Annotated in this window: 12 protein-coding genes; 1 reads left to right on the forward strand and 11 read right to left on the reverse strand. The window is 54.2% G+C overall.

The genetic code is table 11. From position 1 onward, the window contains the following. Positions 1 to 74: 74 nt before the first annotated feature. The 11 genes from AB8881_03875 to AB8881_03925 form a co-directional block, all read right to left on the reverse strand. Positions 75 to 1,184 (reverse strand): glycine cleavage T C-terminal barrel domain-containing protein, encoded by a 1,110-nt coding sequence (locus AB8881_03875; GenBank protein XDZ64032.1) that lies wholly within the window; start codon positions 1,182 to 1,184, stop codon positions 75 to 77. 120 nt (positions 1,185 to 1,304) lie between these two features. After that, entirely contained in the window at positions 1,305 to 2,357 is a 1,053-nt protein-coding gene (gene ltaE / locus AB8881_03880; GenBank protein XDZ64033.1) for a low-specificity L-threonine aldolase, read from the reverse strand. After that, positions 2,354 to 3,586 carry an NAD(P)/FAD-dependent oxidoreductase gene (locus AB8881_03885; GenBank protein XDZ64034.1) on the reverse strand — a complete coding sequence of 411 codons (1,233 nt, stop codon included), beginning with the start codon at positions 3,584 to 3,586 and terminating at the stop codon, positions 2,354 to 2,356. The genes ltaE and AB8881_03885 overlap by 4 nt, the downstream gene beginning before the upstream one ends. A 26-nt stretch (positions 3,587 to 3,612) precedes the next feature. Further along, positions 3,613 to 4,356, reverse strand: coding sequence for an HAD family hydrolase (locus tag AB8881_03890; protein ID XDZ64035.1), 744 nt, complete (start codon positions 4,354 to 4,356; stop codon positions 3,613 to 3,615). 110 nt (positions 4,357 to 4,466) lie between these two features. Beyond that, complete coding sequence (locus AB8881_03895; protein XDZ64504.1) at positions 4,467 to 5,357, reverse strand: UPF0280 family protein; 891 nt, start codon at positions 5,355 to 5,357, stop codon at positions 4,467 to 4,469. 120 nt (positions 5,358 to 5,477) lie between these two features. Beyond that, positions 5,478 to 6,977: a 6-hydroxynicotinate reductase gene (locus tag AB8881_03900; protein XDZ64036.1), complete on the reverse strand. Its 1,500-nt coding sequence runs from the start codon at positions 6,975 to 6,977 to the stop codon at positions 5,478 to 5,480. Further along, entirely contained in the window at positions 6,974 to 9,733 is a 2,760-nt protein-coding gene (locus tag AB8881_03905) for a molybdopterin-dependent oxidoreductase (GenBank protein ID XDZ64037.1), read from the reverse strand. Before AB8881_03905 ends, AB8881_03900 begins: the two co-directional genes overlap by 4 nt. Then, positions 9,730 to 10,617, reverse strand: a complete 888-nt coding sequence (locus AB8881_03910; protein ID XDZ64038.1) for a xanthine dehydrogenase family protein subunit M — start codon at positions 10,615 to 10,617, stop codon at positions 9,730 to 9,732. Before AB8881_03910 ends, AB8881_03905 begins: the two co-directional genes overlap by 4 nt. 59 nt (positions 10,618 to 10,676) lie before the next feature. Next, on the reverse strand, positions 10,677 to 12,398 hold the full coding sequence (locus AB8881_03915) for an aldehyde ferredoxin oxidoreductase C-terminal domain-containing protein (GenBank protein ID XDZ64039.1): 1,722 nt from the start codon (positions 12,396 to 12,398) through the stop codon (positions 10,677 to 10,679). Positions 12,399 to 12,618: 220 nt separating this feature from the next. After that, complete coding sequence (locus AB8881_03920; GenBank protein ID XDZ64040.1) at positions 12,619 to 13,788, reverse strand: amidohydrolase family protein; 1,170 nt, start codon at positions 13,786 to 13,788, stop codon at positions 12,619 to 12,621. Positions 13,789 to 13,991: 203 nt separating this feature from the next. Next, on the reverse strand, positions 13,992 to 14,447 hold the full coding sequence (locus AB8881_03925) for a MarR family winged helix-turn-helix transcriptional regulator (protein ID XDZ64041.1): 456 nt from the start codon (positions 14,445 to 14,447) through the stop codon (positions 13,992 to 13,994). A 303-nt stretch (positions 14,448 to 14,750) separates the two neighbouring features. On the opposite strand from AB8881_03925, the gene AB8881_03930 reads away from it, so the two are divergent. Then, a complete protein-coding gene (locus tag AB8881_03930) occupies positions 14,751 to 15,338 on the forward strand; it encodes an amino acid synthesis family protein (protein XDZ64042.1) in 588 nt (195 codons plus the stop codon). Positions 15,339 to 15,347: the final 9 nt, after the last annotated feature.

A 15,347-nucleotide genomic window follows, 5' to 3' on the forward strand; every position in this document is an offset into this window, starting at 1 on the left:
GAAATTCAAATTTAAGCGAAATTGGTTTTAAAGATTAGCCACAAGAGGTAATGGCCCGCTAGATGGATGCCCCCCTAGATAAATGGTAACGAAACAATGCGGCCTGATCGCGGCCCCTCTTCCATCATGATTTCTACCGGCTCCAGCGCATCAATCGCCGCTGTTGCAACCATGCCAACGCCAATATTCTCACCAACCCTCGGTGAGTATACACACGCACTGACATAGCCCGCATCGGCGCCATTAAAGGTGATGGTCTGACGATCTTCACTCGTCTGCATGATCCGCGGGCTATCAATAATCAACCCCATAAAGCGGCGCGTGACACCCGCCCTCTTTAGCGCGATCAGCGCGTCTTTGCCAATGAAATCATGTGGCTGATCAAGCGCGATGAATTTATCCATGCCCAGCTCAAACGGGTTGGTCTTTGCGTCAGTATCGGCGCCATAGGAAATCAGGCCGCTTTCAATCCGCTCAATGTAATTGGGCGTGCCCGGCCCGATATTATAGGGCTTGCCAGCCTTGGCAACACGCGCCCACAACTCATCACCGCGATTGCCGTCACGCAGATACAGCTCATAGCCGCCCTGCTTTGACCAGCCCGACCGCGCAACCACTAGCGGAATCCCATCGAGTTCAGTAACACGAAAACCGAAATATTTCAGCTCACGAACCCAGTCACCGAACAGATCTGAGACAACATCAATCGCCTTTGGCCCCTGAATCGCAAGTGGTGAGACATCGGGTTCGAACACATCGACATCCAGCTTTAACGTACCTGCCACCGCACTGGCCCATAATTGAATGTCACTATCGGCGATTGACAGCCAGATTTCATCCTCGGCCACCTGCAGCAGAACCGGATCATTGATAATCACGCCATTGTGATTGCACAGCGGTACATATTTGCCCTGCCCAATGACCAGACCGTCAAGGTTGCGCGGCGTCAATAACCGCGCCAACGCCAGCGCATCCGGCCCCTTTAACGCCACCTGCCGTTCAACTGCAACATCCCACATGGCAACGCCATTAATCAGCCGGTCATATTCGGCCGCCGGATCACCATAGCTGGTTGGCATATACATATGGTTGTAAACACTTGCAGCCACCAGACCTGCGTCACGGCTTGCTTTAAAGAACGGGCTTTTGCGAACCCGCGCACCAATGGATAGATGAACCGCCATAACAGCCCCTATGGAGAAATTATCTAAACGCCAAATTGCGGCCAGATACTGCCATAGTTAAAGCCCCATCGAATGTTCCCTTTGCGTCATCTTATCGGCTGTTTCTTGTGCAAAAACGCCCTATTCAAAAAAATCAGCCAGCTCAGCGGTAAATTGGTCGATCGACGAGACATCAATATCAAGATGCGTGACAAGCCGAATTATCCGGTCGCCGCCGCCAAGCAGTATGCCGCGGCCGGCAAGATGCGCCCGAAGCGGGTCTGCCGCTCCCTCTGGCAACTGCATAAATACCATGTTCGTTTCAACCAGATCGGCATTAACGCTAACCTTGGCAATGCGGCCAAGCTGATCCGCAAGCCGAAGTGCCGCCGCATGGTCATCGGCTAGCCGGTCAATGTGATGCTCCAGCGCATAAAGCCCTGCTGCGGCCAGAATTCCGACCTGCCGCATACCGCCGCCAACCAGCTTTCGCATCCGGCGGGCGCGCGCAATAAATTCAGTTGATCCGACCAGCACTGACCCTGCTGGCGTTCCCAATCCTTTTGACAGGCATAAAGACACGCTATCGACCGGTTCGACTAGCTGGCGTGCAGGCACACCCAGCTTGACCGCTGCATTCATCAGCCTTGCCCCATCAAGATGTACCGCAAGCCCACTATCCCTGCCAGCACTGGCAAGGCCGGTGATGCTTGCCACATCATGCACATGACCCGAGACAGTATTTTCCAGACATAAAAGACGGCTGATCGGGCAATGCGGGTCATCCGGCTTTACCGCCTCAGTAATAGCATCAGGCTGCATCATGCCGCGATGATCAGTGGCAAGCGCCTCCATCATTACCCCACCAAGCACGGACACGCCGCCAGCCTCATAGCGGTGGACATGATAGCAATCACCAACCAGCAATTCATCACCGCGCTGACAATGCGCCAGCAATGCGCATAGGTTGGACTGCGTTCCACTGGCAACAAACAGACCCGCTTCCTTGCCAAGAAGCGCGGCCACCTGCGCCTGCAGTGCGTTAACCGTTGGATCATCGCCATAAACATCATCCCCAACTTCGGCAATTGCCATGGCTGCACGCATCTCTGCAGTTGGTCTGGTTACTGTGTCGCTGCGAAGGTCAATCCGCACCTTTTGATTGGCCTGTGCCGCATCCTGATAATTCATCATTGGGATGCCTCCGCAATAAAGGTTTTCAGGTCAAAATCGGCATTGACGATTTCGTTAGGATCGGGTGACAAGCCTAAATCAAGGCATTTCTTGCCAAGCATATAGCCTGCTGGATCACGAACCGCCTCAACCGCAGCAAGAACGCCCGCCCCATCATAACTCCAGACCGAGAATCCGCCCTCGCGCTTGCCCGGGCGCACCCGATATTGTACCCCGGGCACGGCCAAGGGCACAATCCCGGCAGATTGCAATCGCACATCAAATTGTTCTGACCAGAACCATGGTGCCGCAATTGCCGGTTGCGCCGTGTCGCAAATCGCGGCGGCGGCACGCGCTGCTGTTACTTGTGCATTATCAACAGACTCGATTCGCAACGCCGCCCCATCAATTAACGCCACATCACCAATGGCAAAAATATCATCGATTGAGCTTTGCATCATGGCATTGACAAGAATGCCATTACCGCAAGCAATCCCTGCATCGGCCGCCAGATCAAGGTCTGGCGATACGCCAATACCAACAAGCAATAAGTCAGCCTCAAGCACACCCCCGCTATCAAGCCGCACGCCGGTAAAGCTGCCATCCTTTTGCAAAATTTCATCGCTGCTGGCACCAAGGTGAAGCTGCACATCGTGGCTTTGATGTAACGCGGCAAAAAAATCTGAAATGGGCGGACTTGCTACCCGTGCCAGTAATCTGTCGGCCATTTCGATCACATCAACCTTAACACCAATTTTGGTCAGGCTGGCGGCAACCTCCAGCCCAATGTAACCGCCGCCAATCACCACTGCACGGCGCCGACCACCGATCGCCATGCGCAAACGATGCGCGTCATCTGGATGACGCAGCACAAACACTCCATCAAGCCCACTTGCCGTGGCTAGCTGGCGCGGCACCGCACCAGTGGCAAGCACCAGCTTGTCATAATGGTGCTGGCTGCCATCATCGAGGCTTATTTGCTTTTGCAGCGGGTCGATTGCCGTTGCGATCCGGCTATCAACAAGGTCAATCTGATGCGCGGTAAACCAGTCAGATCGCCGCAATAGAAATTTTGCATCGTCGCTGCCATCGGCCTGCAAAAACGCCTTCGACAATGGTGGGCGTTCAAGCGGCGGGCCCTCAAGCCGGTCGATCATCGTAATTTGGCCGGCGAACCCGTTCATGCGTAATTGTTCGGCGCAGGCAATCCCCGCATGACTGGCTCCGATAATAATGACGTTATCTGACATGATTTTCCTGCTGATTATTCTCTTGGCTAACCGGCCAGCCGCGCCGCCATCAAGGCTGGCAACTGATCGATCCTGCCAATGACCTTAGCATGATCAATATCATGATGCGGCCGATCGTCAACATGATCGGCGACACAGATAAAATCAGCTGCCTTTGCCGCAGTGGCGGTACCATAATCGGCCATTGTATCCCCAACCATAATGCTGGCGGCCGGCGTCACACCGGCAATCTCACAACAGCGAAAAAACCCGTGCGGCCCTGGTTTTGGCCCATAGCCACTATCCGCACCAATGATCGCACAAAAATAATCAAGGACGCCGATATCTTGCATATTCTTTCGCGCACTGTTTTCGGTATCGTTGGTCAGGATCGCCAGCGCATAGCCAGCATCATAGAGCTGGCGAAGCGGTGTCACCACGTCACCTTTCGGCACAGTTTTATTGCGGCCGTGCAGGTTAACCAATTCCCCAACATCATGCGCATAGCCCTTGTCACTATCCAGCCTGATCATATGAGGTGGCAGCATTTTCTGCCACCGATCTCGGATATCGGCAAAAGAACCAGCCGCAAAAATCCCCCGCGGGTCAATGATACCAGCCTCCTCGTTAATACCAATAGAGGCGAGCAATTCTGGCGCACCCACCGATCCATCCCAATCATCGGGGATACGACTTGCAGTATAATGCGCCACCGCCAGCGCCACCGGCAACCAAGTTGCCTCAAGGTCAAGGATCACTCCATCCTTATCAAACACAATTAAATCTATCATGATCTTATCGGAGAGCCTAAATTGGTGAGGTAATTTACGTGCGTTAGCCTGACCGATTTTCGCGCCGTGACCAAGGGGCTTTTGCAAAAAACATTCAGCCTTTCGCCTGATCAGACATTCACCACAATCGAATGCCCCTGCAACCATGCGTGCATACCAGCGATCAGCCCATCATCACACATCTGACGGGCAAGCGCAGAACCATGGCCTAGCGCGCTGTTAATTTCATCTGCCGTCAACACGCCAACTTCAACCGTAACCAGTCGTTCTTTTAAATCACTATCTGGATATAGATCAGTTGCCGGCACCCGCAATATCGCTGGCGACGATATTGTTATCGCATTCGCAATCAGCGTTGCCGCCACATCAGCCGCCGCCGCCGTTTGGGCCAGAACTGTCACCGAATCCGCGATTCCCAATGACTGGCTGCGCCCGCGCCAACCACTTGTTGCAACCCCGCCTATGCGGTCATGCTGATGCAGCCTGATGCGACCATGAAGAGGTAATTTGCCGCGGCCACCCGCCGTTGCAGCCACCGCAAAATCGCTTAGATGCGCATCGCGCTCATCACCGATCCCAATGTCAAAATGCGCCGTCTTGCCAAGATAAAGCGCGATATCACCGCCATTATTTACCGATGCGCGATCAAGGTTACTCCCCATCGCTTGCAAAATCTCATCAGCAACACTTCCGGCAACTGCCGCCATTGGGGTGATAAAATCTGCGTTACTATAACGGGGTAGATGAGGCTGGATAGCCGCCGCCATACGCTGTGCAACCGGCCCGTCAAAAGTGGCAAGCCTGTCTTTTTCTGCAGGCAATCGCAGCATTGACAATTCGCCAACAAGTTCATCCAGCAAGCCGCAAAACCTGTCAGCCGCTCGCGCGTAAGCCAGTGCTGCCGCTGCCGGATCACCCTCTGCCGTCACGATAAGGTCGATGGGCCCATGCTGAAGATGCAGCCGGTGATCAAGCCAGTTTACCATTGCCCCGCTTGGCATTTGCAATGGCTGTCCACCCCTTTTGGGCAGTTTTACTGATATGGCTCGGGGGGTTAGCGCCTTTACAGGCTGGAGCGGCTTTGATAGCTGGGGCGGTTGGGACCGTGAGCCGGACATAGGCTAGCGCCTTATCGGCCACGGGTTTTGCGGCTGTTGAGCAAAGTGTTTTTTGCCACTCAGCTTGTGATCATTCTGCCGCCCAATTTTGCCAGCCAGCACATCGTCAATCGACATCACATGATCGAGATGCCCACCAAGCGCGATATAATCTTCCCTACGCATGGTAAATTCGATTGGTGCAACCAATGCGGGAGTCGGCACATAACCAAACGCATTTTCCGGCAGGCTAGTTACATCAACCATTAGCGTGATGCCGCCACCCGGCCAAATATAAACCGGCGCCCCGCCACACGTAACACGGGTAAGCGCATCCTTTACCGAGCGTGTCAGCATCACCGGATTTTCCGTAACACCCGCTCGCAACGAGCCACCGGCACCGCCCATAAAGCTGACCGAAGTTAGGGCCGGTTCACAATTTTCTTCAATACGCCGGATTGATGGCTGTAATCTTTCTGGCATTTCGGTTTCTATTGGCAGCAGATTTTCATCCAGCTCGTAATAAGCAAACTGCTCGCCGGTCGTCGAGATCATCAGCAATGACTGACCCGGCTTGGCAATTTTGGCGTCAAACGGCCCCAAAATCGTCAACGGATCGGTCAGGTTTGTACCGCCCCATCCGGTGCCCGGTTCGGCAACCTGAAAATAGCGCCCGGGCGTTGATCTGCGGCCGATAATCTTAATCCCACTTGACGGCCAGCCAATAACTTTGCCGGCCTGATGCTCGGACATGACGCCGGTGATGTGATCATCAACAATGACCACTTCGTCAACCAGCCCTTGCCATTGCGCCGCAAACATACCGACCGTCGCCGAGCCGCACCCGACCCGCATCCGCGCCTCGACAACGCCATTAATGACTGGCGGCTTGCCAGCCTGCAACAAAAGGCTTGAGCCGTCATCAATCTGCATATCAACCGCCTCGCCATTGCACAGCGCCAGCAAAGTGGCACAGGTAACACGGCCTTCCTTTTTACCGCCGCCGGTAAGGTGATGCACCCCACCCAAAGACAGCATTTGCGACCCATATTCACCGGTTGTTACATGGCCAACCGGTTCACCATCAACCCGAACCAGCGCGGTTTCAGGGCCAATATGCCGGTCGGTGTCGATTTTAACCTTGGCGCCGCAATAGCTGAAAATCCCTTCAGACACCACCGTGACCATATCCACGCCGTCAACAACACTGCTGACGATAAACGGCGCCGGCTTGTAATCGGGATAGGTCGTCCCCGCACCAACCGCGGTTACAAAGGCGTCCTGTGGGGCGATCAGATCACCATTCCAATCATCCGCATTATCCAGAAACGGCACCAACTGGCCGCCATCATCAATCCGGCGTTGCATCACCAGCAACGGATCAAGCCTTACAAGCTGGCCGCCATCATTTGCATAGCGATCACACGCCCCCGATTTACCATCGGCGATGTAACACATCACCGGACAGGCATCACAGCGGATCTTTTCTTCAACGCGCTTGTCACGGCTGGTTTTCATTGTCATGCCTGATCGCCTCCGGCTGCAGTCAGCGCCGCGATTGCCGCGCGCACCTTATCCGGCGTTGCGGGCAAATCATAGATGGCCGCACCGGTTGCATGGCGGATCGCATTCAAGATTGCCGGCGCGGTCGGGATCAGCACATGCTCGCCCAGCCCCTTGGCACCATAAGGGCCTTCTTCGTCAGCCACCTCGACAATGATATGCTCAAATTCGGGCATATCGCCAATTGTCGGGATCAAATAATCATGCAAATTCTCGGTTCGTCCGGGCTGATAATCTTCCATTAACGCCATGCCAATCCCCTGACCAACGCCGCCCTCTATCTGGCCCTCGACCAAAAGGGGGTTGATCGCACGCCCGACATCATGGGCGGTTGTGATTTTATCCAGCCGCACCCGACCCAGTGCCATATCAACCGACAATTCAACAATCTGTGCACCGTAACCAAACACCGCATAGGGAATGCCCTGCCCCTTTTCATCAAGCGGACTGGTCGGCGGATCATAGGTTTCCTCGGCCATAAAGACATAGCCATATTCATTTACCGGCAGCCCTGCCAATTCAACCCGAACCGCCCCACCAGCGGCATCCTCTAGCCGCAAAGTTGCGCCATCAAGACTGATCTTGGCGTCAGCATCAACATTGCCATGCCGCAGCAATTTCCAGCGCAACGCCATACCCGACAGCATGGCTGCCTTGCCTGACACAAATGTCTGGCGCGACGCCGAGGTTTTGCCGCAATCAGGCGTTAAATCGGTATCGCCCCCAACAATCTTTAGATCATGAACAGCAACACCAAGCGCATCCGCAGCAATTTGGCTAATCACCGTATTCGCGCCCTGCCCGATATCCATTGCCCCTTGATGCAGGACAACCTGTCCATCGCTGGTGATGCCCATGCGCATCGTCGACGGGTTTGGCAATGATGTGTTGCCGCATCCATACCAGCAGCTGGCGATACCGACACCTTTGCGCCATGGGCTGGCATCCTCTAGCGCTGCCGCATTAAATTGATCTGCCGCGCCCAGCGCGTGCTGCCAGCTGTCTTCAAGGGCGGCAAAGCAATCGTCGATACCAACACCGCTGTTAAAGACTTGACCCGTGACGGTTGGCACACCATTTTTCAGCGCGTTCAGCCGCCGAAATGCCAGCCGGTCCATGCCAATTTTTTCCGCCAGCAAATCATAGGCGCATTCCTGTGCCACGGCTGATTGCGGGACACCAAATCCGCGAAACGCACCGGCTGGCGGGGCATTGGTATGAACGGCAACAGAATTGGCGCGGTAATCCTTTGTTTGATAGGGCCCGCTTGCATGAATGGGAACACGGTTCGCCACCGTCGGCCCCCAGCTGGCATAGGCACCCGTGTTAAAGACACCATCAAAAACAAAGCCGCTGATCCGGCCAGTTTCATCACAGCCAACTTGCAACCGGATATCCGACGGATGCCGCTTGGTCGACGCACGCATCGACTCGCCGCGGCTGTAGCAAATTCGCACCGGTCGCCCCAGAACCCACGCTGCCAGCGCGATATAAGGCTGAAACGATATATCCAGTTTTGATCCAAAGCCGCCACCACAGGCTGATGGCACCACCCGAATAGCCTCACGCTCCATCGCCATAATCTCGGCTAGGCTGTCGCGATCCATCTGCGCGGCTTGCGTGCAACCACGAATAACCAGACGATTGCCCTCACGCATCGCATAACCGGCCTCAGGCTCGATATAGGCATGTTCGATAAACGGCGTTGTTGTATGAATTTCTGCAAGATGCGCCGCCGCCCGCAACGCCGCATCTGCGTCGCCAGTTTCGACATAGCCGCGCACCAGAATATTGCCATCACGGCTTTCATGCAGTTTTGGCGCCCCGTCAGCCATCGCCTGTGCCGGTGATAACATGGTGTCATGCGGCGTCCATGTAATCGGGAAATCAGCGTCATCAAAATGCGTAATCACCGCCGCATCACCAACAATGGCTGCCACCGCATCGCCGCGGTAAAGCGCGGTCTTTTCCGCAAACACCGGCTGGTCGGCGAATGGCGGGATCACACCAAAACAATTGCGACCCGGAACATCACTGGCATCAAGAACGGCATGAATACCCGGATGGCGCGCAAGAAATGCGGCCTTATCGCCAATTTCAAAACTACTATAATGATAGGGGCTGCGGATGACCCGCACCAGCAGCGCATCTGACGGCACCGCATCATCACCATAACGCAGGCTGCCATCAACCTTTGGCTGGCCATCAAGATGCCTGATAGCACTGCCAACATTTTGTCCAGCCTGCGGACAAACTGGGGCGACCACATCATGGCCAACCGCCACGATCGCATCAATGATCTTGCTATAGCCCGTACATCGACATAAAACCCCGCCCAGCGCATCCTCGACCGCACGCCTATCTGGTGCCTGATTATCCGCCAGCAACGCCGCCGCAGACACCATCATACCCGGGGTGCAAATACCGCATTGCGCCGCACCATGCGCCAGAAAACTATCCTGCAATTTTGCGATAATACCGGCATCATGCAGGCCTTCAATACTAGTCACGTTGGCGCCGTCAACCTGTGCAACCGCGGTCAGGCAACTGCAAATTGGCGCGCCATCAAGAAGCACACTACACGCCCCGCAATCACCAGCATTACAGCCTACCTTGGTGCCATAAAGCCCCATTTCATCACGAAGAACCTCGCTAAGGCGCGTTCCCGCCGGTAATTCGCTGGCAACAGCGCGGCCATTCAAGGTAAATCGCGTCATGCCTGCGCCTCATTCGCAACAAAGGCCAGCTGATCACGAACCAGCCGCTGTACAATTTCGCATGACGCCTCCAGCCGGTAAGCCGCTGTTGCGCGCACATCATCAATTGGCGAAAGACCAGTGAAAAGATCCGGGATAATCTTGCTGGCGGCCGCGGTTAATGCTGTTCCGCGCAATGCCGCTTCAACACCGCCCATACGCTGGGCGACCTCACTGCAGGCACCGATCGCCAGCGCGACATCTTCAATAACACCAGCATCATCAACCACCAGTCGTAACGCTGCCATACTGATCGAAATCACCAGATAGGAACGTGCGCCAAGCTTTCGAAACCCCGACCGGCCAGCAGCTGACGCGCCGGGAATCCGCAAGGCACTTACCATCTCGCCAGCCCCAAGCGCGGTTTTCCGATTACCCAATATAAACGCCGATAAAGGCAGGTGGCGCATTCCAGCTGCACCGACAATTTCCACCTCTGCATCTAGCGTCAGTAACGGCGGCACACCATCAGCCGCAGGCGACGCGTTACAAAGATTGCCAATAATCGTTGCGCGGTTCTGGATTTGCACCGAGCCGACTTCGCGCGCCGCCGCCTTTAACCCATCAAAGGCCGCTGGCACATCAGCCTTTAGCAATTTGCTCCAGCTTGCCGCCGCACCAATGCGCCAATAGCTGCCGTCAAAGGCAATTGCGCCAAGTGCGGGAATCCCCGATATATCAAGAACAGGGCCGCTTAGCGGGCGATCTTGCAAGCGTGGAAACACATCGGTTCCGCCGGCAAGAATGGTTTTCGGGCCGGTGGACAATGCGGCAATCGCGCTCTCTAGGCTATCTGCCCGCACATAATCACCGATCCCGCCATCAGCAGCTAGCCTATCTTGCATTGATTTCTCCGCACCACAGCCCCAGTTCGTACCCCAGCCTCGACTTGAAAAACCTAACCTTAGTGGCTATGCGCATCCATCAAATTCTGCATCGCAATATTCACTTCACGGCTGTAAAGACGCGCCATTTTACCGGTTGGTGGCAGCGGCTCGTCGCGGAAAAATGATGGCAATTCATCATCGTCCTGATCAAACCCTGCGGCCTTGTTGAACGCCGCCTCAAGCCGCAATGTCTCAAAGCCGATATTACGGATAAAGTCAGGGGTCACACCAGCGTCAAACGAGTCATTAATCGCATCGGCAATCAGCGTCAGATTATCGTCGGTAACCGACCGGCCGAACACGCAAAGACCGAACGAGTCAGCGACCGCGCTGTTAATCTGCATTCGCAAGCTTTCGGCAACCAATTCTTCAATCGTCTTATCATCACATTTGAACGATGGTGCGTTACCAACCGTATGATCAGCACCTTGCGCGGTCAGCATCATTGAAATGCCGGTAACCTCGATGATCCGCGGATCATAGGCGCTGATCGCCTGCTGTTTGATAACCGGCACCCGCGCAACCTTCAGCGCCTTGCCAACCCGCGCCGTACCCGACGCATAAAGCCGCCCACGCTCATTGCCAACCCGAATATCCTCAAGGCAGGATTGCATAAATGCCACATCGCCAAATGCGCCTTCGCCAGCCTCCATTAAAACACCGATTGTCGCGCCAAGCTCGATACTGTCGACGCCAAGATCATTTGCCGTCTCGTTCAACCTTGCCACATCATCCGGATCATCAAGTCCGCAATTGGTACCCAGCAAGCCAATGGTTTCATATTCCAGCGGCGAGACAAGTTCACGCCCAGTATCATCGACATAGACATTGCTGCATTTAATCAGGCATCCAGGCATACAAGCGTGCGATGTCTCACCGCCGCGACCACCATTCAGGTCGCGTATAAAGTCACCACCCATTCGAAGCGGCCCATCATCAGCACCGGTTAATTGCCCAGATGAGAAATTACGCACCGGCAAGGCGCCTAGATGGTTGGTAAGGTCAGCAACCATCGCTGTTCCCGTGGTTTTCAGGCTTTGTACCGCAACAGACTCGCCAAGCTTCTTGCCATAATCCTTGATCGCGCCCATTAATTTTTTACGGTTATTCACCGGCGGCATACGGTCCTTGTCAATAACGACAGCCTTGATTTTCTTGGCACCCATTACCGCGCCAACACCGCCGCGCGCGGCCAAACGTGACGGCCGGTTATCGGTATCGGAAAAGGCCACCCCAGCCATCAGCCCAAGATATTCACCAACCGGCCCACACAGCGCCAACGACGTTTTGTCTCCATAAGCCTCATGCAGCTTTCGCGCACAATCGAAATTACCCAACCCCATATAGGGCGTCGCATCATCAAAGCTAATCACGCCATCCTTGGTGATACGGATCACAACCCATGTATCACTGGCGCCTTGAAACGTAATGCCGGCAATCAGCAACTGCCCCATCGCAAAGCCAAATGTCCCACCACTATTGGCCTCTTTGACGCCGCCAGTTAACGGGCTTTTGCAGCCAACACTGAGCCGGTTTGCATTGGAAAAATTTGTTCCAGCAAATGGCCCAACCGAAAAAATTAACGGGTTTTCCGGTGCCATCGGATCGACTGTAGCTATATTTTGATCGAGCAGCATCCGCGCGATCAGATATCGTCCGGACTTGGCAATCTCACGCCCAGACAAATCACGGCTGGCAGTGGTTTTCTTACCAAGATCTATTGTGATAAATTTGCGCATCTTCATTCCTGTTCGGCAATATCATGCCTCAAAACAATGCCGGATACCCAGCGTTAATTCGTTTGTATACTAACAAAAATACTTCGTCTTGTAAAGACAATCCGGTAGAGCATTTTCATATGAACAGATTTCCGCCAGCGCCATTGTCTGCTGCGCGTCATATACCAATCGGTTTATATTCTGGTTCATCACGAATCGCCGCGAGATGATTATTCGATGATCATTCAAGAACTTCCGGCAAATTAGTCGCTGGCGGGGTATTACGGCTGCGATTGGTGCGCACAATACCGTCGATAATCGTCATTCCAACACCGGGCAAATTACCCTGATGGATACTTTCTAGCATATTACGGCCCGGCGCGTGCTGGGCGGTGTCCATAAGCACAAAATCGGCGCTGCGACCAATTTCGACAATGCCACAATCAAGGTCACGCATCCGCGCAGTATTGCCGGTGGCAAAACAAAAGGCGATTTCCGGCGGGATATCACCGAGGCTCGACAGCATCGCGATCATCCGCAAGATGCCCAGCGGCTGTACACCAGAACCGGCCGGCGCATCAGTGCCAAGGATAACACGTTCCGACTGCTTAATTTCAAAGGCAGTTCGCATCGCCAGCAAACCAGCGCGCTCATTCCCATTATGCACAATCTCGATCCCGCGACTGCAACTTTCGCAAAGGCAGGTGATCTGATCATCGGGGAGCGCGGTATGGCCGCCATTGATATGACCGATGATGTCAGCATCAGCCTCCAGCACAACATCCTTGTCAATCAGACCCGACCCAGGAATCGACGGCCCACCGGTATGAATGGTCGACTGAATACCATATTTACGCGCCCATTTGACCATCTGTGCAGCGGTTTCGCCAGCCTTGACCGAACCAAGCCCAACCTCACCGAGCAGCTTGACGCCAGCATCCGCCAGCTCTTTAAAATCAGACTCAACCATGCCATCCTCGATCACCGGCGCTCCTGCCAGCATCTTAACACCCGAAGGACGGAAATTTTCGTACCAGCGCTGCGAGGCAATCGCCATCGCCTTTAATCCGACAATATCTTTCGGCCGCCCAGGGGCGTGAACCTCACCGGCTGAAATCATCGTTGTGACACCGCCATGCAGGCAGGAGTCAATCCAGTTCAATTGCTGTTGCCGCGGCGTATAATCGCCAATCACCGGATGCACATGGCTGTCGATTAGGCCCGGCGTCAGCGTCACACCATGTGCATGAACCCGCACCGTGGCATTGTCCAAATCCATATCCTTGGCATAGCCGATATCGGTAATCCGGCCATCAACCGCAACCACGCAATCACCATCAAGAATGGGCGCCTCCAGCTTACCCGACAGGATCTGGCCGATATTGGTAATAACAAGCTTTTCTGATGCCATGATTTTGTCCCTCAATATTTTTGCCGAAACCGCTTAACAGTCTGTTCACCCAGATTTATGACCTTTTATTGCTAGCATAAACACCAGTCTTTTAGGCCGCATTGATAACACGCACTCACCTTATTATTAGTCAGCAATCCTGTGGCGCCGGTCAAGATCGTTATTTAACCCTCTTCATCTCAAAAACGTGCTCAGACATCCCGTCATTGCTGAAGCTTATCCAGCAGCGTTAAGAGCTGTGCAACTTCACGCGAGGTCAGTCTTTCGGTGGTTTCTTTGGTGATATCTTTTGCCGTGATTATGGCTGCCTCTACCGCCGCCTGACCGACATCGGTCAGTGAAATCTGGAGGCGGCGCATATCATCCGTATCCTGGCGCGCCCTCAGCAATCCGCGATCCATCAGGCGGGCAATCACCCCCTTGGTCGTTGCTGCATCCATCGCAACAAGGCGGCCAAGCTGATTTTGTGATACTTCCCCAACTTCCCGAAGTCGCACCAAAACAGAGAATTGCGTTGGTGTTATATCCGGCAGCTGCCGCGAAAAAATCTCCAGATGACGCTGGCTAGCCAGCCGCAGCTTGTAACCTACCTGATCATCAAGCTGATAATCATCGGCCAGAGATTTTGCCGAAACACCGCGAGAATCACCAACAGTCATAACAAAACCAGATCCAGTTCAGCCCCGAAAAAACGCCACGATACCGCAACACATTCAAGGTGTAACATTGGCACATCAAAAAAGCCAGACTTGAAAATATAAGTTAATTTCAACAATTAACCGCATCGTAACGGCGCGTTTTCATGCCGCAGATCCACTAAAATATCCTTTGACAGCAAACGATATTTATCTTTTGATCAGGAAAGATAAAATCAAAGATCACCGCAAATGCCCCTAAATAGTCATCGCTAGCTATCAATGGGCATGAGTGGTGGCGACTGGCGAAAATTGGGGATGCAGCTTATGGTATTAGCCAAAATTCGGAAAATTGTGACGATTGTCGAGGACACACACCAAGAGGCAGGACAGGACATCACCCCGCCTACCCGCCGTGCGGCGGCAATTGCCGTGATCGAAAACCCTTATGCGGGCATCTATGAAGAAGACCTTGAGACACTAATGGCCATCGGCGAAGAGCTTGGCGGATTACTTGGCGAGCGGTGCGTTGCCGCGCTTGGCATTGAACCACAGGCGGCAGAGAGCTATGGCAAGGCGGCGATTGTCGGCGAAAATGGCGAGCTTGAGCATGCCGCGGCGATCCTGCATCCACGCCTTGGCAAACCGTTACGCGCGGCAGTGGAAAAAGGTGCTGCACTCGTGCCATCAAATAAAAAACGCGGTGGCATGGGGCATCCGATTGATGTGCCCCTTGGCCATAAGGATGCCGCCTATGTACGGTCACATTTTGACGGTATGGAAGTCAGTGTGAATGATGCGCCGCGCGCCAATGAAATTCTGGTCGCTGTGGCGGTGACAGATTCGGGACGGCCACTACCGCGTGTTGGCGGCCTGACGCATGATCAGGCAGACGGCAAGGATGGCCTGCGCTAGGGCACGGCT

The sequence above is a fragment of the Alphaproteobacteria bacterium LSUCC0396 genome (assembly GCA_041228345.1).
GTDB lineage: Bacteria > Pseudomonadota > Alphaproteobacteria > Puniceispirillales > Puniceispirillaceae > UBA3439.